This is a genomic window from Mycolicibacterium smegmatis, from assembly GCF_001457595.1.
Classification (GTDB): domain Bacteria; phylum Actinomycetota; class Actinomycetes; order Mycobacteriales; family Mycobacteriaceae; genus Mycobacterium; species Mycobacterium smegmatis.
The window spans coordinates 5,824,457-5,842,790 of the sequence record NZ_LN831039.1 but is presented as its reverse complement, the minus strand read 5'-3'; the positions used below and the strand labels follow the sequence as shown (position 1 = coordinate 5,842,790).

Annotated in this window: 17 protein-coding genes; 11 read left to right on the top strand and 6 right to left on the bottom strand. The window is 68.5% G+C overall.

Going from position 1 to position 18,334, the window contains the following annotated elements; all coding sequences use genetic code 11:
• Positions 1-8 precede the first annotated feature (8 nt).
• From AT701_RS28130 to AT701_RS28115, 4 genes are read left to right on the top strand one after another with little or no spacing between them, the layout of a single operon-like run.
• Positions 9-836, top strand: a complete 828-nt coding sequence (locus tag AT701_RS28130) for a patatin-like phospholipase family protein (RefSeq protein WP_036453811.1) — start codon at positions 9-11, stop codon at positions 834-836.
• Positions 833-1,831, top strand: coding sequence for a lysophospholipid acyltransferase family protein (locus AT701_RS28125; RefSeq protein ID WP_003897163.1), 999 nt, complete (start codon positions 833-835; stop codon positions 1,829-1,831). The genes AT701_RS28130 and AT701_RS28125 overlap by 4 nt, the downstream gene beginning before the upstream one ends.
• A 54-nt stretch (positions 1,832-1,885) precedes the next feature.
• Positions 1,886-2,497, top strand: a complete 612-nt coding sequence (locus AT701_RS28120; RefSeq protein ID WP_371746440.1) for a YdcF family protein — start codon at positions 1,886-1,888, stop codon at positions 2,495-2,497.
• 23 nt (positions 2,498-2,520) lie between these two features.
• Positions 2,521-2,790 (top strand): hypothetical protein, encoded by a 270-nt coding sequence (locus AT701_RS28115; RefSeq protein WP_223495811.1) that lies wholly within the window; start codon positions 2,521-2,523, stop codon positions 2,788-2,790.
• A 21-nt stretch (positions 2,791-2,811) separates the two neighbouring features.
• On the opposite strand, the gene car is transcribed toward AT701_RS28115, so the two are convergent.
• Positions 2,812-6,333: a carboxylic acid reductase gene (car, locus tag AT701_RS28110; protein ID WP_058127019.1), complete on the bottom strand. Its 3,522-nt coding sequence runs from the start codon at positions 6,331-6,333 to the stop codon at positions 2,812-2,814.
• A 218-nt stretch (positions 6,334-6,551) separates the two neighbouring features.
• Positions 6,552-6,899: a UBP-type zinc finger domain-containing protein gene (locus AT701_RS28100; protein WP_058127018.1), complete on the bottom strand. Its 348-nt coding sequence runs from the start codon at positions 6,897-6,899 to the stop codon at positions 6,552-6,554.
• A gap of 32 nt (positions 6,900-6,931) precedes the next feature.
• On the opposite strand from AT701_RS28100, the gene AT701_RS28095 reads away from it, so the two are divergent.
• Positions 6,932-7,372 carry an SRPBCC family protein gene (locus tag AT701_RS28095; protein WP_058127017.1) on the top strand — a complete coding sequence of 147 codons (441 nt, stop codon included), beginning with the start codon at positions 6,932-6,934 and terminating at the stop codon, positions 7,370-7,372.
• Between the two features lie 10 nt (positions 7,373-7,382).
• Here the strand turns inward: AT701_RS28095 and AT701_RS28090 are convergent, their stop codons facing one another.
• Entirely contained in the window at positions 7,383-9,050 is a 1,668-nt protein-coding gene (locus AT701_RS28090) for an alpha-keto acid decarboxylase family protein (protein WP_058127016.1), read from the bottom strand.
• An 18-nt stretch (positions 9,051-9,068) separates the two neighbouring features.
• Between AT701_RS28090 and AT701_RS28085 the strand changes: the two genes are divergently transcribed.
• From AT701_RS28085 to AT701_RS28060, 6 genes are all read left to right on the top strand, one after another.
• Positions 9,069-10,151, top strand: coding sequence for a CaiB/BaiF CoA transferase family protein (locus AT701_RS28085; protein WP_011730750.1), 1,083 nt, complete (start codon positions 9,069-9,071; stop codon positions 10,149-10,151).
• 73 nt (positions 10,152-10,224) lie between these two features.
• Positions 10,225-11,103: a universal stress protein gene (locus tag AT701_RS28080; RefSeq protein ID WP_011730749.1), complete on the top strand. Its 879-nt coding sequence runs from the start codon at positions 10,225-10,227 to the stop codon at positions 11,101-11,103.
• 45 nt (positions 11,104-11,148) lie between these two features.
• Positions 11,149-12,063, top strand: coding sequence for an LLM class F420-dependent oxidoreductase (locus tag AT701_RS28075; RefSeq protein ID WP_014878432.1), 915 nt, complete (start codon positions 11,149-11,151; stop codon positions 12,061-12,063).
• A gap of 45 nt (positions 12,064-12,108) precedes the next feature.
• The gene (locus AT701_RS28070; protein ID WP_011730747.1) at positions 12,109-12,804 is read left to right on the top strand and encodes a GntR family transcriptional regulator; all 696 of its coding nucleotides are present in this window, start codon (positions 12,109-12,111) and stop codon (positions 12,802-12,804) included.
• 74 nt (positions 12,805-12,878) lie between these two features.
• Positions 12,879-14,441 (top strand): NCS1 family nucleobase:cation symporter-1, encoded by a 1,563-nt coding sequence (locus AT701_RS28065; RefSeq protein ID WP_011730746.1) that lies wholly within the window; start codon positions 12,879-12,881, stop codon positions 14,439-14,441.
• Positions 14,438-15,145, top strand: a complete 708-nt coding sequence (locus tag AT701_RS28060) for an aspartate/glutamate racemase family protein (protein ID WP_058127015.1) — start codon at positions 14,438-14,440, stop codon at positions 15,143-15,145. Before AT701_RS28065 ends, AT701_RS28060 begins: the two co-directional genes overlap by 4 nt.
• Positions 15,146-15,219: 74 nt before the next feature.
• On the opposite strand, the gene puuE is transcribed toward AT701_RS28060, so the two are convergent.
• From puuE to AT701_RS28045, 3 genes are read right to left on the bottom strand one after another with little or no spacing between them, the layout of a single operon-like run.
• Positions 15,220-16,119, bottom strand: coding sequence for an allantoinase PuuE (puuE, locus tag AT701_RS28055; RefSeq protein ID WP_003897147.1), 900 nt, complete (start codon positions 16,117-16,119; stop codon positions 15,220-15,222).
• Positions 16,116-17,078, bottom strand: a complete 963-nt coding sequence (gene alc, locus AT701_RS28050) for an allantoicase (protein ID WP_058127014.1) — start codon at positions 17,076-17,078, stop codon at positions 16,116-16,118. The genes puuE and alc overlap by 4 nt, the downstream gene beginning before the upstream one ends.
• 13 nt (positions 17,079-17,091) lie before the next feature.
• Entirely contained in the window at positions 17,092-18,309 is a 1,218-nt protein-coding gene (locus AT701_RS28045) for a DUF6986 family protein (RefSeq protein WP_058127745.1), read from the bottom strand.
• Between the last annotated feature and the right edge of the window lie 25 nt (positions 18,310-18,334).

The window sequence follows — 18,334 nt, the reverse complement described above, 5'->3', positions numbered from 1 at the left end:
CGGCGCCGATGTCCCGCGTGGCATTCGTACTGGGAGGCGGCGGCGTGCTGGGCGCGGCCGAGGCCGGGATGGCGCTCGCGCTGCTCGAGAGCGGGGTTCGTCCCGATCTGGTGTGCGGGACATCGGTGGGCGCCATCAACGGCGCGGCGCTCGCGGCGGACCCCACCCCGGAAGGGGCGCGCGCACTGGTGAAGTTCTGGGATGCGTTGGGTGGCGAGGGCGTGTTCGGCGGATCCCTCATCCGCCGGGCCGCCGAGGTGCTGCGCAGACCCACGTCGCTGCACGACAATTCGGAACTTCGCCGGCTGCTGCGGGAACGGTTGCCGGTGCACACGTTCGAGGAACTCGCGGTTCCGTTCGAGTGTGTCGCGGCCAGCATCGAGCGTGCCCGCGAACACTGGTTCGACAGTGGCGATCTCGTCGAGCCCGTTCTCGCGTCGTGCGCGCTGCCGGGTGTGCTGCCACCCGTGCGCATAGGCGATGAGCACTTCTTCGACGGCGGGCTGGTCAACAGCATCCCGCTGGACCGGGCGGTGTCGCGAGGCGCGGACACGATCTGGGTGCTCCACGTCGGGCGTCTCGAAGAGGAACTCAGGGTGCCGCGCTTTCTGTGGGAGGTCGGTTTCGCGGCGTTCGAGATCGCCCGTCGGCACCGGTTCCACGGAGATCTGGAACGCGTGCGTTCCGACGTGGCCGTCCACGTCCTGCCGTCGGGTCAGCCCCAACGTGCCGCGGCGACGTGGTCGAATCTGCGCTACCGCGACAGCCGCCGGATCGGGCGACGCGCCGAGGTGGCGTACGACGCGACCCGCGAATACCTGAAGGCCCTGCCATGAGGCTGCTGCGGCGCGCGGTCACGGTGCCTCTGGTCACCGTGCTGATGCTGGGTGTGCTGCTGTACTCGGTGCCAGCGATGGCGCTGGCCGTCGTGGCCGACCTGGTGTTGCGGTCGAGCAGGCCCAGCCGGACCGTGGCGGCCGTGGTCGCCTACGCGGCGATGGAACTGTATGCCCTCGCGAAGCTGCTGGGCGGCGGTCAGGACGGCGACCGCTTCACCCGCGATCTCGTCGGGAAGATCTACACGATCGCCCGCCGCATCCTCGACGTGGAGGTACTGCTGGACACCGGATCGGTCGAGCCGGGCGAGGTTCCCCGTGACGAACCGGTGATCGTGTTCTCGCGGCACTGCGGGCCGGGAGACAGCCTGCTGATCGCCTGGCTGCTGACGTTTCACTACCGGTTGCGCACACGCATCGTGCTCAAGGGCCTATTGCGGTGCGAACCTGTGCTGGACCTCGCCGGAGACCTGGGCTGCCTGTGCTTCCTGAGCCGGGGCGGAAAGCGGGCACGTGCGCAGGTCCGTGAACTGGCCGCCTCGCTCGCCGGCGGCGACGCGCTGTTGCTGTTCCCCGAGGGCGGCAACTTCAGCTGGGCGCGTTGGCATGAGGCGATCAGCCGGCTGCGGTCGTCGGGACGGTTGCGTGAGGCGCGGCGCGCCTGGCGACAGTCGTACACGTTGCCGCCACGAACCGGCGGTGCGGCGGCGGCGATGGCCGGCGCGCCGCACGCCAGTGTGCTGGTGCTGACCCACAGCGGTTTCTCCGCGGACGGGCGGGCACGGCCGTGGTGGCGGCTACCCGTGCACCGAAGACTGGTGGTGCATGTGTCGCTGATACCCACCGAGGAACTGCCGCCGCGTGAGGATCTCGGCCCGTGGCTGCGGGATGTGTGGACCGAGGTCGACGCCTGGGTGGCCGAGCACATCGAGGAGGGCAGCCCTACCCGTGTACTGCCACATGCACACGATGAGCCTCAGGGATCCTATCTGTAACATCTCCCTCAGATGCCACGATATTCACGCGTGTCGCAACTTTTCGGGGGTGAGATGGGACGAGGGGATGCCATCACCAGGGACGAGACCGGCATACGGCGCCTGATCGGGACGGTGGCGATCGCGATGGCGCTGATATGCGGCGCGTTGGTGCAGCAGACCCCTGTTGCCTCGGCGGCGCCGCCCGTGGCGGCCAAGGATTTCACCAAACCCGCGATCGTGATCCTGGGCTACGGCCTCAAGCCCGACGGCACCATGCGGCAGATCCTGTACCACCGCACCCTGACCGGACTGGTGATCGCGCAGGCGTTCCCGCAGTCGCCGGTCATCGTGACGGGCGGGAACCCGCAGCGTGGCGTGACCGAGGCCGCGGCGATGCGCAATCTGCTTCTCATGCTTGGTTTTCCGGCCAACCGGATCATCGTCGAGGACCGCGCCAACAGCACCGTGCAGAACGCGCAGTTCTCGGTGCCGCTGGCCAAGAAGGCCGGCACGACGGGCATCATCCTGGTCACGTCGTCGTCGCACCAGGGCCGCGCCGATCAGAACTTCGCCGACGCGGGCGGAAACATCCTGGCCACGGTCAGCTTCCCGGACAGCAACCCGACGGTGAACATCTCGCAGTTCGTCCGTGACGTGCTCAGTCCGTTGACCCCCATCGGATGATCCGACGGACTAGCGTGTCAGCCATGACGGGACGACGGTTCCGGGCGATGGCCGGGTGCTGCGCGGCGGCGACCGCACTCGCGGTCGTGCTCGCCCCGGCCGCCGCAGCCGATCCCGCGGCGCTCGACCCGACCGGCAACTACTCCGGGGGACCAGTGCCGACGATGAACGGGATCCCGTGCGTCGGCGGCAGCCTGGGCGTCTGCATCAGCATGCGGCAGAGCAACCCGTCGAGATCGGGCGCGACGCCGCCGCGCGCCAACGTCGGGCACAGCCCGACGGTGCGGCGCTAGATGTACAGCTAGACCGGCAGGTCAGATCAGACCGAACTCACGCAGATCGCGTATGTACTTGTCGATCAGCGCCTCGTCGAGGTGCGGGATGTCTCCCGGGCCCACCTTCGCGGTGCGCACCGCGGCGTGGAACACCTCCGTGGGTTCGGGTGCGCCGCGCAACGGTGCCTGCGGAGCGCGGAACGCGTGCAGCAGCGGCAGTACGGTCTGTGCGCGGCGCTTCTCGGGAAGCGCGGTCAACGCGGTCTCGAACCGACGCACCCAGTCGTCGTAGTCGTCGACCCGGTCGATCGGATGGCCCGCCCGGATCAGCCAGTCCACGAACACATCCAGGGAGATCCCGTCGTCGTGCGGGTTCATCACGTCGTAGGACACGTATCCCTCGCGCTGCTGCGCGCCGAGCGTCGTGACCGCCTCGGCCACGAAATCGACCGTCAGGCCGGGGTAGTGCGCCCGCGGGCGCTCACCGTCTCCGATGTAGAACGACCGCGGCGCGACGCCGGTGATCAAGAGGCTCAACAGGAGTCGCGTGAACATGTCTGGCACGTTGACCTGACCGCGGTAGCGCGGATGCGCCAGGATCATGTCCGAGCGGAACGTCGCCACGGGCAGCCCGCACAGATCGTGGGCCTCCCGCAGCAGCACCTCGCCGGCCCACTTGCTGTTGCCGTAGCCGTTGGCGTATCCGCCGTCGAGCGGGCGCACCGGGCTCACGGTCCGGATGTCGCCGTCCTCCTCGAAGTCGGGGATCCCCATGGCCACCGACACGGTGGACAGGTACGTGACGGGCTTGATCCGTTCGGTGAGGGCCAGCTTGATCACCTCGGCCGTGCCCACGACGTTGGGGCCGAACAGCTGCCGGTAGGGGAGCACGTGGTTGACCAGCGCTGCCGGATGCACCACCAGGTCGACCTCGGCGGCGAGCCGGTGCCAGATCTCGGGTGTGAGGCCCAGATTCGGGTCGCCGATGTCACCGGCGACCACCCGCAGGTGGCGGTCGGCCAGCTCGGCGAAGCGGCGGGACAACTCGGGATCGGTGTCGTAGGCCTGGGTCAGCCGTGCGCGGGCCGCGGCGTCGTCGCGGCCCCGCACGATCGTGATGAGGGTGCCGCCGACAGGTGCCAGGCGTTCCAGCCACTGCAACGTGAGGAACCGGCCCAGCCAGCCGTTGGCGCCCGAGAGCAACACCGTCCGTGGCTCGGTGGTGACCTTGGGCAGACCCGGTGCGGCCTGGAGCGTTTCGGCGTCGATGAACTTGTCCAGGGTCAGCTCACTCGCCCGGATCTCGGTGGCGTCCGCGCCGTGCACGGTGGTGAAACTCGGCCTGCGGTCACCCGCGGTGCGCTGCGCCTCGATGTGCTGGGCGAGTTGGGCGAGGTTGGTGGCCGGGTTCACGATGGTGCCGACGGGAACTTCGAAACCGAAGAAATCGCTCAGCAGGTTCGAAAGTGTCAGCGCCGACAGGGAATCCCCGCCCAGGTCGGTGAAGTGGGCGTCGGATGCCACCTCGCTCCCGGTGCCGAGGATCGTGGCAGCGGCCTGGGTGAGGGTGTCGATCACCGGTTGTGTGGCGGCCGCGCGCCGCAGTTCGCGCAACTGGTTGGCCTGCGTGGCCGCGATATCGGCGTACATCTGCTCCAGGCGCTGCCCGTAGCGGTCTTTGAGGTTGGGCCGCAGCAGTTTTCCGACACCCGACAGCAGCCCGTTGGCGGCGCTGAACGGCTCGGTCTCGACGATGAAATCGGCCGGCACCTCGTAGGATTGCAGTTCGGCGTCGCGTGCGGTGCGCTGCAGCGAGTCGGCCAGCGCGGCCTTGAGCGCGGCCGGATCGTACTGCTCGAGCGCCTCCGGCGTCGGGACCACCACGGCCAGAAGGAAACTGCGCTCGCTGTTGCCGTACACGAAGATCTGGCGCACCAGCGCCGCGCCGGAGAACACCGCCTCCAGGTTGGCGACCGCCACGAACTCGCCCTGCGCGAGTTTGAGGACGTTGTTGCGACGGTCCACGTACACCAGGTGGTCGGGTGCGGTCTCGGCCATGACGTCGCCGGTGTGGTAGTAGCCGTCCCGGTCGAAGACGCTCGCGGTGACCTCGGGGCGCTTGTAGTAGCCGGGAGTCAGCGTTTGCGACCTGACCAGCAGTTCGCCACGCGGGTAGGGCTTGTCGGTGCTGAAGTAGCCGAGTTCGGGAACGTCGATCAGCTTGTAGTCGATCACCGGTGGCCGCACGATCACACCGTCGCGTGTCACGGCGCCGGTCTCGGTGAGCCCGTAGCCGTCGACGATGTGTGCGCCCAGGGTGATGTCGAGGAACGCCCTCATCTCCGCGGCCAGCGGTGCGGTGCTGACGAATCCGGTGATCACGCGTCCGCCGAGCACCTGCTCACGCAGTTCGGCACCGGCCTGCTTCTCGGCGGTCAGTTCGTCGGCGCCCTGCGTGACCAGGCGGTCGACGGTGGCGAGGTGGTGCTGGTAGAGCATGTCGGCGACGCGCGGAACCAGGCCGAGTTCGGTCGGGCGCACCAGCGCGAGATCCTCGAACAGCGTGGACATGTCGGATTCCGGTACGAAGTAACTGGTTCCACCGTTCTGCACGGCGGTGGAGATGGGGATGCGCCCGCCCAGGTGGTTGAGCGGCATGAAGTTGACGTTGATGACCGGCGTGGGGTCACCCGTGATGAACGACATGGTCCACAGCCGCGCCAACATCGCCTCGGTGTACATCGCACCCTTGGGTGCGCCGGTGGAACCCGAGGTGTACAGGATCATCGCGAGGCGCTGATCATGGTCGGCGGTGTAGATCGGTTCGGCCGGCAGCCCGGCGCCCTCGTCGGCGATCGCGTCCAGGGTGGTGACGGCGATGCCCTTGCCGGCGAGTTGTTCACGCGCGCGGGCCAGTGCGTCGCGGTGGTCGTCGACCTCGGGGTGATGGTCGAACACCACGAGCTGCGACACCGAGTTGACGTCCCGCACGGATTCGACTGCGAGGTCGAGGTATTCGGCGCTCACGGTGAGGATGCGCGGTTCGACCTCGGCCAGGATCGGGGCGAGCCGGCTGACCGGTGCGTTGTGCTGCAGCGGAACACTCACGAGGCCCAGGTAGGCGCATACGAGATCCAACGTCAGGTAATCGGGACTCGCGAAACCGATCGTCGCGACGGCGTCGCCGGGGTAGATCGGCTGCGCGAAGTTGTGGCGCAGGGCCGCGGCGACCGCTTGCACGCGCGACCAAACCTGGGCGTAGGTGAGGGTGTCGAACCGCGGCAGCAGACGCGTCACGGTGCGCCCGCCCTCGTCGGTGGCCAGTTCACGGGCGCGGTATCCCAGCGCCGGGCGGTCACCGTAGCCGGTGAACAGGGTCTGCAGGATCTCTGCCAGCCGCAGCCCGGGTTTGTGCGCCGCGTCGACCACGGCGGGCAACGGTGCGGCGGCGGCGAACTCGGGATCGGTGGCGTACAGCTCGGCGATGCGGCGGGTCGACTGCTCGTCGTCGAGTGCGGTTTCGGTGACGCCGTCTGTGGCGTCGTGAACATCGCTGGTCATACGAGGAAAAAGCCGCTGTACCTCGCAGATATTCATTCCTGTGACCGTGAGCTGGTGCACATCGGAAAATCGGCAGGTTGCGCCCGATGGGTGAGGAGCGTTTTCAGCGAGTTCCCAGCTGGTCGCCAGGAAGGCGGCCGACGGGTATGCCGACCTGCTGATGCGCCCAACCCGTCCGGGGCCGAAAGGCCATGTCGACCGCCCGCGCTCGCCGATCTCTAACGCGCCCGCAATCGGTCGGCCCAGTCGGTGGGCACGCGCCCGCGCGGACCGGGCACCGGTTGATCCGCGGGATGGTGTTGCGGCGGCGCCAACTCCGGACCGTCGATGTACGCGTTCTCGGCATAGTTCCAGAACCAGTCCTCGCCGGGCTCGAACGACCGGATCACGGGGTGCTTGGTCTCGCGCCAGTGCGCCGCGGCATGCCGGCCCAGCGAGTCGTCGCAGCAGCCGATGTGCCCGCATTTGGCGCACCGCCGCAGGTGCACCCACCAACCTCCTGCCGCATCACATTCCGCGCATCCGGTCCCGGCGGGTGGGACGCTCGGATCGACGGTTCTGGACATGACGTCGAGAGTAGCCCGATAAGGTGCGCGGCATGGCAACCAGCGATTCCCGAGAAGTGCTGATCGAGGCGTCACCCGAGGAGATCCTCGACGTCATCGCGGACGTCGAGTCGACGCCGAGTTGGTCACCGCAGTACACCCACGCCGAGATCACCGAACGCTACGACGACGGCAGGCCGCGCCGGGCCAAGATGACGGTCAAGGCCGCGGGGCTCACCGACGACCAGGTCATCGAGTACACGTGGTCGGAGAACAAGGTGAGTTGGACGCTGATGAGCGCCGGCCAGCTCAAGGCGCAGGACGCCAGCTACACCCTGACGCCGCAGGGCGACAAGACCAAGGTGCGTTTCGACATCTCGATCGACCTGTCGGTGCCGCTGCCCGGGTTCATCGTCAAGCGCACCATGAAGGGCGGGGTCGAGACCGCGACCGACGGCCTGCGCAAACAGGTGCTCAAGGTCAAGAAGGGCTGAACCTCACGCGCTATTTGGCGTTGGCGGCCGAGGCCGACTGTGCCAGCTCGCCCAGCAGCGGCGGAATGTCCATGCGCTCAAGCATCACCTCGACGAACACCATGCGGTCCTGCGTCTCGGCGGCGACGGTCAGTGCGTCGTCGAGTTCGCCGTAGGTGGCGCAGCGGAACGTCAGCGCATCGGGCACACCGAGTGCGGCCGGCAACTCGGTCCACTGCCACGCCGTGATGTCGTTGTAGCGGGCCGTGACACCGTGGATCGCGCGCTCCACGGTGTAGCCGTTGTTGTTGACGACCACCACCACGGGCGTGAGCCCCTCGCGGCCGAACGCGCCGAGTTCCTGCACCGTCAACTGCGCTGCGCCGTCGCCGATCAGCAGCACCGTGCGCCGGTCGCGGTCGGCCAGGCCCGCGCCGAGCGCGGCGGGCAGTGTGTAGCCGATCGACGCCCACAACGGCTGACCGATGAATGTCACGCCCGACGCCAGCCGGTGCCCGGCCAGGCCGTAGAAAGACGTGCCCTGGTCGGCGAGCACCACGTTGCCCGGCGTCAACGCCTCGGCGAGCCTGTCCCACAACGCTTCCTGTGTAAGCACCGCGTCACGCGGCGGCGCTGCGGGCCGCTGCGGTGCGGGGGCCGGCGGCAGTGCGGGCGACTCGATGCCGCGTTCGGCGAGGATCGACGCGAGCGCGTCGAGCGCGGCAGCCATGTCCAGCGGCGCGAACACCTGCCCGGCGACGACGCTCTGGTTGACCCCGATGTCGATCGTGCGTGCCGGGTCGATGCGCTGGCTGAAGAACCCGCTGACCATGTCGGTGAACAGCACACCTGCGGTCACCAGCACAGGCGCGTCCTCGATCACCTCGCGCACCGAGCCCTCACTGGCCGCACCGGCGTAGATGCCCAGGAAGTTCGGCGAACTCTCGTCGACCAGGCTCTTGCCCCACATCAGCGTGGCGTGCGGCACGGTGTCGGCGGTCAGCAGCTTGTTGAGCGCCTCGACGCATCCCATGCGGTGCACCAGGAAATCGGCCAGCACGGTCAACCGGTGCTCGCCGATGAGTTGCGTTGCGGCCTCGGTGAACAGCGACAGCGCCCGTGGGCTGGTGCCCCCGCTGTGGCGCGGCAGCGGGGCGGTCGGTGGTTCGGTGGGGAAGCGGGCGACGTCGGTCGCGATCAGCAGATAGCCGGGCCGCTTCTGCTCGTGCACCTCCGAGAGCACGCGGTCGATCTCGCGGGTCGCCGTGGCGGGCACCAGATTGGCCTGCGCGCAGGTGATCTCGCGGCTCATGCGCAGGAAGTGCTCGAAATCGCCGTCACCCAGCGTGTGGTGCACGATGCGCCGCGCGGCCTGCGAATCCTTCGACGGCGCGCCGACGATGTGCACCACCGGGACGTGCTCGGCGTAGCTGCCTGCGATGGCGTTGGCCGCCGAGAGCTCACCGACGCCGAACGTGGTGACCAACGCCGCCATGCCCCGCAGCCGGCCGTAGCCGTCGGCCGCGTAGCCCGCGTTGAGTTCGTTCGCGCCGCCGACCCACGTGATGCGCGGGTGCGCCACGACGTGGTCGAGGAACTCCAGCTGATAGTCGCCGGGGACGCCGAAGACCTCGGTCACGCCGAGTTCGGCGAGCCGGTCCAGGAGGTAGTCACCGACTGTGTAGCCGTCATCGGTCATGCCGCTAGTCTGCCTCGCATGACGAAGACCGGCCCCCTGTCTGGCGTGAGGGTTGTCGAACTCGGAGGAATCGGCCCCGGGCCGCACGCCGCGATGATGCTGTCCGATCTCGGCGCCGACGTGGTCCGGGTCCGCCGCCCGGGTGGGCTGACCCTGCCCGCCGAGAACGTGGACCTGCTGCACCGTGGAAAGCGCATCGTCGACCTCGACGTCAAGGCCGAGCCCGCCAAGCTGCTCGACCTGGTGGCCAAGGCCGACGTGCTGCTGGACTGCTTCCGCCCCGGCACGTGTGAGCGCCTCGGTATCGGCCCGAAGGAGTGCGAGGCGGTCAACCCGCGGCTGATCTTCGCGCGCATCACCGGGTGGGGTCAGGACGGCCCGCTCGCGCAGACCGCGGGCCACGACATCAACTACCTGTCGCAGACGGGCGCGTTGTCGGCCATCGGCTACCGCGACCGGCCGCCCGTCGCGCCCATGAACCTGGTCGCCGATTTCGGCGGCGGGTCGATGCTGGTGCTCGTCGGCATCGTCTCGGCCCTGTACGAGCGTGAGCGGTCCGGCAAGGGGCAGGTGATCGACGCCGCGATGGTCGACGGCGTGAGCATGCTCGCGCAGATGATGTGGACCATGCGGGCCACCGGGTCGTTGCGCGACGAGCGGGAGTCGTTCCTGCTCGACGGCGGCGCCCCGTTCTACCGGTGCTACGAGACCGCCGACGGCGGTTACATGGCGGTCGGTTCGATCGAACCGCAGTTCTTCGCGCAGCTGGTCGCGGGCCTGGGACTCGCGGCCGACGAGATTCCGGGCCAGTTCGAGATCGGGCGCTACGACGAGATGCGCAAGATCTTCACCGAACGGTTCAAGACGAAGACCCGCGCCGAGTGGACGGAGATCTTCGCGGGCACCGACGCGTGCGTGACGCCCGTGCTCACGTGGGGCGAGGCCGCCGAGAACGCCCACCTGCGGGAACGCTCGACGCTGATCGACGTCGACGGCGTGGCCCAGGCCGCCCCCGCGCCGCGGTTCTCGCGCACCCCGGCGCCCACGCCCGGCAAACCGCCGCAGGGCTCGACGAGCATCGAGGACATCGGCTGGGATTAGGGACTTTCGGCCGCGTCCCGATTAGGGACTTTCGGCCATTGTCTGCAGAGACGTCGATCAGCAGGATCGAGGTATGAGCACTTCGACAGCTCCGGTCGTGGTCGGCATCGACGGCAGCGACAGCGCGGTGAACGCCGCGCGGTGGGCCGGTGCGCTGGCCGAGAAGCTCGGCGCGCCGCTGCACATCCTGCACGCCCTGCCCACACTCGGCCGCAACCTCACCGAGAGTGCGGGCGCGATGGTCGCGGCGATGATGACCTATCAGCAGGACTGCGCCGAGATCTTCCTCAAGGCCGCGGTGGATTCGGTCGCCGCCGAGCGGCCCGGGCTGGCCATCACCACGTCGTCGCTCAACGAACCGGCCGACCAGGCGCTGATCGAGGCAGGCAAGCAGGCCCGTCTGGTGGTCCTCGGCGGCAAGGCCGTGACACCGACAGCGGCGTTGCTGGTCGGGTCGACCTCGCTGTCGGTGGCCCGGCATGCCGAGTGCCCCGTGGTGGCGTACCGCGGTGAGCACCTCGAGCCCGGTGACGGCCCGATCGTCGTCGGGATCGACGACAGCCCGGCCGCCGAGCACGCGCTGGCCGCGGCGCTGGAGTTGGCCGACAAGCTCGGCGCGCCGCTGCGCGCGGTGCGGTCGATGTCGCTGCACGTGCCCGCCGAAACCGGCGTGACCGTTCCGTTCGTCATCGACTGGGAAGGTGTCGAGGCCGCCGAGCTCGTCGCGCTCACCGAGACGGTCGACAAGGCCGCGAGCGCGCATCCGAACGTCGAGGCGAAGTGCTACGTCGAGGTCGCCTCGCCCGCCAAGGCGCTCATGAAGCACGCGGGCGACGCCCAGCTGCTGGTGGTCGGTACCCGTGGCCGCAACGCGCTGGCCGGGGTGCTGCTGGGCTCGACGAGCCTGAACCTACTGCACCACAGCCCCGTTCCGGTGATGATCTGCCGTTAGGCGTCCGGCGGAATAGTGCCAGGGGGCACTCGGTTGAGTGTGATCATGCCGACCGGAGTGATGCTCAGAATCAACCCTTCCGCCGCCAACGCCATCGACGGTCTGATAGCCGACGCGCGCCGCGCCCACGACATCGGGGTCAAGCAGATCTGGCTGGCCCAGCAGGCCGACATCGACGCGATCGCCGCGGCCGGTCTGATCGGCGCCGCGGTACCGGGATTGGGCGTCGGGACCGCTGTGGTGCCGATCAACCCGCGCCACCCGCTGGTGATCTCCGCGGCCGCCCAGACCGCGCAGGCCGCCGCGCACGGAAACTTCACGCTGGGGCTCGGCCTGGGCGCGCGGGTGATCGAGCACTACGCGTTCGGCATCGACCGGACCAACACCGTCAACCGACTGCACGAGTACCTCCAGGTGCTGCGCGGGGCATTCGAAAGGGGCGACGCCAACTTCCGCGGTGCCGAGTACTCCATCGAATTGCAGTGGCCCGTCCAGGTGGCCGGCGGCACGCCGATCCCGATTTACGTTGCGGCCATGGGGCCCAAGGCCTTACGCATCACCGGAGAGTATGCCGACGGAACCCTGCCGTACCTGGCGGGTCCACGCACGCTCAGTGAGTTCATCGTGCCCACCATCAATGACGCCGCCGAGGCCGCGGGCCGCCCGCAACCACGCGTCACCGCGATGGTGCCGGTCGTGCTGTCCGACGACGCCGAGACCGCCCGCCGGACCGCCGCCGAACAACTCGCGTTCTATGCGACCATCCCGTCGTACCAGAAGGTCATCGCCCGCGAAGGGATCAGCGATCTCACCGAGCTCGCGGCGCTGGGCTCGCCCGATCAGGTGCGTGAGAAGTTGCAGAGCTACCTCGACGCCGGGGCCACCGATGTGGTGCTCAGCCCCCTGCAGGTCGAGCAGAACGATCTGGAGGAGCTCTGGGCCGTCGCCGCGTCGCTGTGATTCTCGGCGCGCGCACGCGTGTGCGGTGACTTAACATGGCCGGACATGCGGCCTCATCGGCGTTCGGCACTGCTGCAGCAGTTGGTGGCGGTGGCGCCGTCGCAGCAGGCCGTGCTCGACGAACTGCGCCGCGCCATCCTCGACGGCGGTGTGCCGCCGGGTACCCCGATCCCGCTCGCCGAGGTGGCCGAGGTGTTCGGGGTCAGCCAGATCCCGGTGCGTGAGGCGCTCAAAACGCTCATCGGGGAAGGCCTGGTGGCCCACCGGCGCAACGCGGGCTACACGGTCGCGCTGCTGACCGCGCAGGAACTGCGCGAAATGTACATCGTGCGCGAGACTTTGGAGTCTGCGTCACTGATGGCCGCGGTGGCCAACGCGACAGAAGCCGACCGGGACGCCGCGATCGCGGCCAACGCGGTGCTCGAACAGGCGATCGCCGACGACGACGCGGCGACCTACCACCGCGAGAGTCGCCAGTTCCACGCCGCGCTCACCCGGCCGTCGCGCATGCACCGGTTGCTGCACATGCTGGAAGCGGCGTGGAACGTCACCGAACCCGTGCAGTCGATGGTGCACGTGCGCGCCGACGAGCGCGTTCAGTTGCACGCCGATCACCGCGAGATGCTCGATGCGTTCCTGATGCGCGACGCCGAACGCCTGGTCGCGGCCTCCGAGGCCCATGCGGCCAGGCTCAACGCGGTCATCGCGGTGCTGCCCACAGGCACCGGACTGCTGGCCTGAAATATATCTTTTGCGAAATTGATGCATAGCTCGGACGAAATGTGGGCGAAACACATCGTTCCTAGCGTCGGGCCATGACAGAAACCGCAGTACCCAACGCAGGCGGCGGACCGGCCGGCCCCGACGGGAGCTTCCCCGTCGCGGCCGGCGATCTCGTCGAAGCGGCCGGTCACCCCATCGGCAGCGGCGCCATCAAACCGGGCTACGACCCGAGACTGACCAACGAAGACCTCGCCCCGCTGCGCCAGCAGAAGTGGGGCTCCTACAACATCTTCGCCTTCTGGATGTCCGACGTGCACAGTGTCGGCGGCTACGTCACGGCGGGCAGCCTGTTCGCGCTGGGCCTGGCCAGCTGGCAGGTGCTGGTGGCGCTGCTGATCGGCATCTCGATCGTCAACGTGTTCTGCAACCTGGTCGCCAAACCCAGCCAGCAGACCGGTGTGCCGTATCCGGTGATCTGCCGCACCGTGTTCGGTGTGCTGGGCGCCAACATCCCGGCCATCATCCGCGGTCTGATCGCCGTCGCCTGGTACGGCATCCAGACGTTCCTGGCCTCGGCGGCCCTCGACATCGTGCTGGTCAAGCTGTTCCCGGCCCTGGCGCCGTACGCAGTGGTCGACGACTACGGTTTCGCGGGGCTGTCGCTGCTGGGCTGGGGCAGCTTCCTGTTGCTGTGGGTGCTGCAGGCATGTGTGTTCTGGCGCGGCATGGAATCGATCCGCAAGTTCATCGACTTCTGCGGGCCCGCGGTGTACGTGGTGATGTTCCTGCTGTGCGGTTACCTGATCTTTCAGGCCGGTTGGGGCGCAATCGATCTGAGCCTCGGTGAGGTCACCTACACTGGCTGGTCGTCGGTGCCGGTGATGCTCGGCGCGATCGCGCTGGTGGTGTCGTACTTCTCGGGGCCGATGCTCAACTTCGGTGACTTCTCGCGCTACGGCAGGACATTCGCCGCGGTCAAGAAGGGCAACTTCCTTGGCCTGCCGGTCAACTTCCTGGTGTTCTCGGTGCTCGTGGTGGTCACGGCGTCGCTGACGCTTCCGGTGTTCGGCGAGCTCATCACCGATCCCGTCGAGACCGTGGCCCGCATCGACAGCACGTTCGCGATCGTACTGGGCGCGTTGACGTTCGCGATCGCCACGATCGGTATCAACATCGTCGCGAACTTCATCTCGCCGGCGTTCGACTTCTCCAACGTCAGCCCGCAGCGCATCAGTTGGCGTGCAGGCGGCATGATCGCCGCGGTCGGTTCGGTGCTGATCACGCCGTGGAACCTCTACAACAACCCCGAGGTCATCCACTACACGCTGGAGACCCTCGGCGCGTTCATCGGCCCGCTGTTCGGTGTGCTGATCGCCGACTTCTACCTGGTGCGCAAGCAGAAGGTGATCGTGGACGACATGTTCACCCTCGACGAGTCGGGCAAGTACTGGTACACCAAGGGCTACAACAAGGTTGCCGTGATCGCGACCGTGGTGGGTGCGGTCCTGGCGGTGATCCCGGTGCTGCTCGGCGGGTCCGTGGCCGGCATGCACACGGCCGCCCAGTACAGCTGGTTCATCGGCTGCGGTATCGCGTTCGGCCTGTACTACGTGCTGGCCAAGCGCGACACCCTGGTCGCCGCGTCCGTCTCGTGATCCGCATCTGGGTGGTCAACCCGAACACCACCGCATCGATGACCGAGGGGATCGGCCGCTGCGCCAACGCAGTGGCCGGTCCCGGCACCGAGATCACCGCCGTCACCTCACGATCGGGGCCGCCGTCCATCGAGAGCCACTACGACGAGGCGATGAGCGTTCCCGGCCTGCTCGACGCCATCGCGCGCGGTGAGCAGGCCGGGGCCGACGGCTACGTGATCGCGTGCTTCGGGGATCCCGGACTGGACGCCGCGCGTGAGGTCGCCACCGGTCCGGTGATCGGGATCGCCGAGGCCGCCATGCACACCGCGAGCCATCTTGGCCGCGGGTTCTCGGTGGTGACGACACTCGTTCGCACCACAGGGCGCGCCGCAGAACTCGCCGAACGGTATGGCATGCAGAGGTTCTGCCTTGGCATCCATGCGTGCGAGATCCCGGTGCTGGACCTGGAGACCGACCCCACCGCGCAGAAGGTGGTCACCGAGGCGTGCCGTGATGCCGTCGAACGCGACGGGTCCGACGCGATCGTGCTGGGGTGCGCGGGCATGGCCGAGATGTGCCGTGCGATCTCGGCCGAAGTCGGCGTGCCCGTGGTCGACGGCGTGACTGCGGCGACGCTCACCGTCCAGTCCCTGGTGACCATGGGCCTCACCACCGGTAAGCGCGGCGAGTACGCGCCACCTCCGCCCAAGCAGTACCTCTAGCCCCCTTTCGCCGAGCGTGCGGTTTCATCCGCGACGCGCCGCCGCGTGCGGATGAAACCGCACGCTCGGCGAACCTAGGCCGGGTGCACGGTGCGCCAGTGCTCGGCGATCTCGATGCGCCGCGCCAGCCACACCTTGTCGTGTGACTGCACGTGGTCCAGGAATCGCTGCAGCGCAGCGGTTCTCGCGGGCCGCCCCACCAGTCGGCAGTGCAGGCCCACCGAGAGCATCTTGGGTGCTCCCGCGAGGCCCTCGGCGTAGAGCACGTCGAACGCGTCGCGCAGATGCGCGAAGAACTCCTCACCGTTGGCGAATCCGGCGGGCGAGGCGAACCGCATGTCGTTGGTGTCCAGCGTGTAGGGCACCACGAGGTGATCGGATCCGTCGACCTGCACCCAGTACGGCAGGTCGTCGGCGTAGGAATCGGAGTCGTAGACGAATCCGCCGTGCTCGACCACCAGTTCACGCGTGTACGGCGAATCCCGGCCCGTGTACCAGCCCAGCGGGGCCGAACCCGTGAGCTCCTTGAGGATCCGCACGGCCTCGGCCATGTGTTCACGCTCGGTGTCGCGGTCGGTCAGCTGATAGGACTTCCACCGCAGTCCGTGGCACGCGATCTCGTGGCCCAGTTCGGTGAAGGCCGCGACGGCCTCGGGGTTGCGCTGCATGGCGCGGGCCACCGCGAAGATCGTCAGCGGTATGCCGCGCTGCTCGAAAACCCGCAGCACACGCCACAACCCGGCGCGTGAACCGTACTCGTAGAGCGATTCCATGCTCATGTGCCGGTTGGGGAACGCCTCGGCCGGCGTCATCTCCGACAGGAAGGTCTCCGAGGCCGGGTCGCCGTCCAGCACGCAGTTCTCCGCGCCCTCTTCGTAGTTGAGCACGAACTGCACGGCGATCGCCGCACCGCCGGGCCACTGCGGATCCGGGGGCGTGCGGCCGTAGCCGACCATATCTCTCGGGTAGCTCATGCCAGATCTCCGTACAGTCGCAGGCGCGCGAGGCCGCCGTCGGGGTAGATGTCCAGTCGCACTTCCGACACCACGTCGGCAACGTCGACGAGGAACCGGTGCCGCGTGTCGGGCAGCAGCGCGGTGCGCGGCAGCAGGTCCACCCACCGGCCGTCGGCGCTCAGCCCGCTCAGCGCGGCCTCACCCGGGCAGTTACCCACGAAGTAGGACGTGTCCACCTCGGCCAGGCGCACGCGTCCCGGGCCCGCCAAACGGATTCGCACCCAGTCGTTTCCGTCGTCGCGGCGGCGTGCGGTCTCCCAACCGTCACCCATGGCCTGCGCCAGGCCGGGGAAGATGAGGTTGTGCGGTGAGCTGTAGAAGCGGTTGGAGCAGTCGAGCACCAACGCACCGTTCTCCAATGCAGCCAGATCCACCGGCCCGATGCCGAGGAACCGTTTGTCGGGGCGGCCTTCGCCGTGCACACGTAGCCGCGCCACGCCGCCGTCGGGAAAGATGTTGAGCCGCACGTGCGTCCAGCGGTCCTCGGAATGCACCTCGAAGTTGTTGCGGGTGTCGCCGTGAACGCGGGAGCGTTCGATGAGCGGTGTCCACCCCGTATCGGCGGCGAGCTGCCCGGCCGTGGGATAACCGTCCACCTCGATCGCTTCGACCGACACCTCGGGCGGGTAGTTGCCCTTGAACCACGCGGTGTCGACGACGATCCCGCGGATCACACCGGGCACACCGAGGCGCACGATCGCCGAGTCGTGCCCGGCCTCACGCCGCCTGCGGGTCTCCCACCCGTCGTAGATCTGGCCCTTGTGCCCGAACGTCGCGGGCCGGTACTGCGACGGCCCGGGCGAGATCAGGTTCTCCTTCTCCGCGAACGTCTCGTCGTTGGCCCACACCACCGCGCCGCCCAACGACCGCAGGGCCAGATCGGGTAGCCAGGTGAAATCGGGTGGGGTTTCACTCATCACGTTCCGCTCTCTAGATCCGGTTCTTCAGGTCGTGCAACACCTCGACGGTGGCGCCCGGTGCGAGCGCCAGCACGTCCGCGGCCTCGAATGCGCCACAGTCCAATCCACGCAGCACCACGGTGGCCAGCGCCTCGGCCGTGGCCGGTTCGTCGACGATCGCGCCGCCGCGGCGGTCCAGGTAATTCTGCAACCGCGGGGCCGCGGCGGCCATCGCGGCGCGGAAGAACGCGAACGTCGCGAGCCAGCGTGTCACCAGATGGCCCGGATGCATGTCCCAACCCTGGTAGAGACCACGCTCCAGCGATCGGGTGACCAGGCGGTGGTGGCGCCGGATGGCCTGGGCCACCTGCTCGTCGGTGCCGATCGGGGACACCTGGGTGGAGCCGTCGGCCACCCACACTCCGGTCTGCGCGGCCGCGGTCTGCATGACGGCCTTGGCGTGGTCGGCGATGGGATGGTCCAGCGACTGGTGCTGCGGTGCGATGCCGCATGCGGCGCTGTAATCGTAGGTGCCGTAGTGCAATCCGGTGCAGCGCCCGTCGGCGCGGTGGATGGCCGCGGCCACGGTCGCGGTGCCGTCGGGGCCGAGCACGGCCTGCGGGCTCTCGATCTGCAGTTCGAACTGAAGCGTGCGCTCGGGCAGGCCGTGCGCGGATTCGAGTGCCTCACACACCCACACCGCGGCCGTGACCTGCTCGGCGGCACGCAGTTTGGGCACCGTGAACACGAAGCCGTCGGGAATCCCGCCGTCGAGCACCAGTTCCAGGGTCCGCACGGCGCGTGTGCGCTCGGCCATGGTCAGGCCCTTGATACGCACGCCCGAACTCTGCAGGCCGAGTGCGCGCAGCGTCTCGCCCGCGCGCAACGCATCGGCGTCCTCGACGTCGTCGGAGCGTCTGCCGTAGCCGTCCTCGAAATCGAGCCGCAGATCGGCGATCGGGGCGTCGGCGAGGCGTTTACGTGTCAACGCCAGCGCGGTGTCGCCTTCCCCGTCGGACAGTTCGGTCAGCAGGTCGGCATGCCGTTCGAGCAGCTCGAGCGCCGCCTCACCCCACTGCCGCGGGGTGTGCTCGTCGGCATCGGCCGCACCGATGTACACGGTATGGACGGGCTGGACGGCGTCGCGGTCGCCGGGGAACCGTGCTGCGAGGTCGGCGTCGACCTGTGTCAACAGGGCATCGATACGGGCGTGGACGTCGGCGGCGACGCGGTGTGTGGGAGCGGGCACCCAGACATCGTCTCGCGTCACGGCC

Bases quoted from the DNA above. Each gene is read 5' to 3' on its own strand.
- AT701_RS28130 (WP_036453811.1), top strand. From the start codon at position 9: ATGTCCCGCGTGGCATTCGTACTGGGAGGCGGCGGCGTGCTGGGCGCG.
- AT701_RS28125 (WP_003897163.1), top strand. From the start codon at position 833: ATGAGGCTGCTGCGGCGCGCGGTCACGGTGCCTCTGGTCACCGTGCTG.
- AT701_RS28120 (WP_371746440.1), top strand. From the start codon at position 1,886: ATGGGACGAGGGGATGCCATCACCAGGGACGAGACCGGCATACGGCGC.
- AT701_RS28115 (WP_223495811.1), top strand. From the start codon at position 2,521: ATGACGGGACGACGGTTCCGGGCGATGGCCGGGTGCTGCGCGGCGGCG.
- car (WP_058127019.1), bottom strand. From the start codon at position 6,333: ATGACCAGCGATGTTCACGACGCCACAGACGGCGTCACCGAAACCGCA.
- AT701_RS28100 (WP_058127018.1), bottom strand. From the start codon at position 6,899: ATGTCCAGAACCGTCGATCCGAGCGTCCCACCCGCCGGGACCGGATGC.
- AT701_RS28095 (WP_058127017.1), top strand. From the start codon at position 6,932: ATGGCAACCAGCGATTCCCGAGAAGTGCTGATCGAGGCGTCACCCGAG.
- AT701_RS28090 (WP_058127016.1), bottom strand. From the start codon at position 9,050: ATGACCGATGACGGCTACACAGTCGGTGACTACCTCCTGGACCGGCTC.
- AT701_RS28085 (WP_011730750.1), top strand. From the start codon at position 9,069: ATGACGAAGACCGGCCCCCTGTCTGGCGTGAGGGTTGTCGAACTCGGA.
- AT701_RS28080 (WP_011730749.1), top strand. From the start codon at position 10,225: ATGAGCACTTCGACAGCTCCGGTCGTGGTCGGCATCGACGGCAGCGAC.
- AT701_RS28075 (WP_014878432.1), top strand. From the start codon at position 11,149: ATGCCGACCGGAGTGATGCTCAGAATCAACCCTTCCGCCGCCAACGCC.
- AT701_RS28070 (WP_011730747.1), top strand. From the start codon at position 12,109: ATGCGGCCTCATCGGCGTTCGGCACTGCTGCAGCAGTTGGTGGCGGTG.
- AT701_RS28065 (WP_011730746.1), top strand. From the start codon at position 12,879: ATGACAGAAACCGCAGTACCCAACGCAGGCGGCGGACCGGCCGGCCCC.
- puuE (WP_003897147.1), bottom strand. From the start codon at position 16,119: ATGAGCTACCCGAGAGATATGGTCGGCTACGGCCGCACGCCCCCGGAT.
- alc (WP_058127014.1), bottom strand. From the start codon at position 17,078: ATGAGTGAAACCCCACCCGATTTCACCTGGCTACCCGATCTGGCCCTG.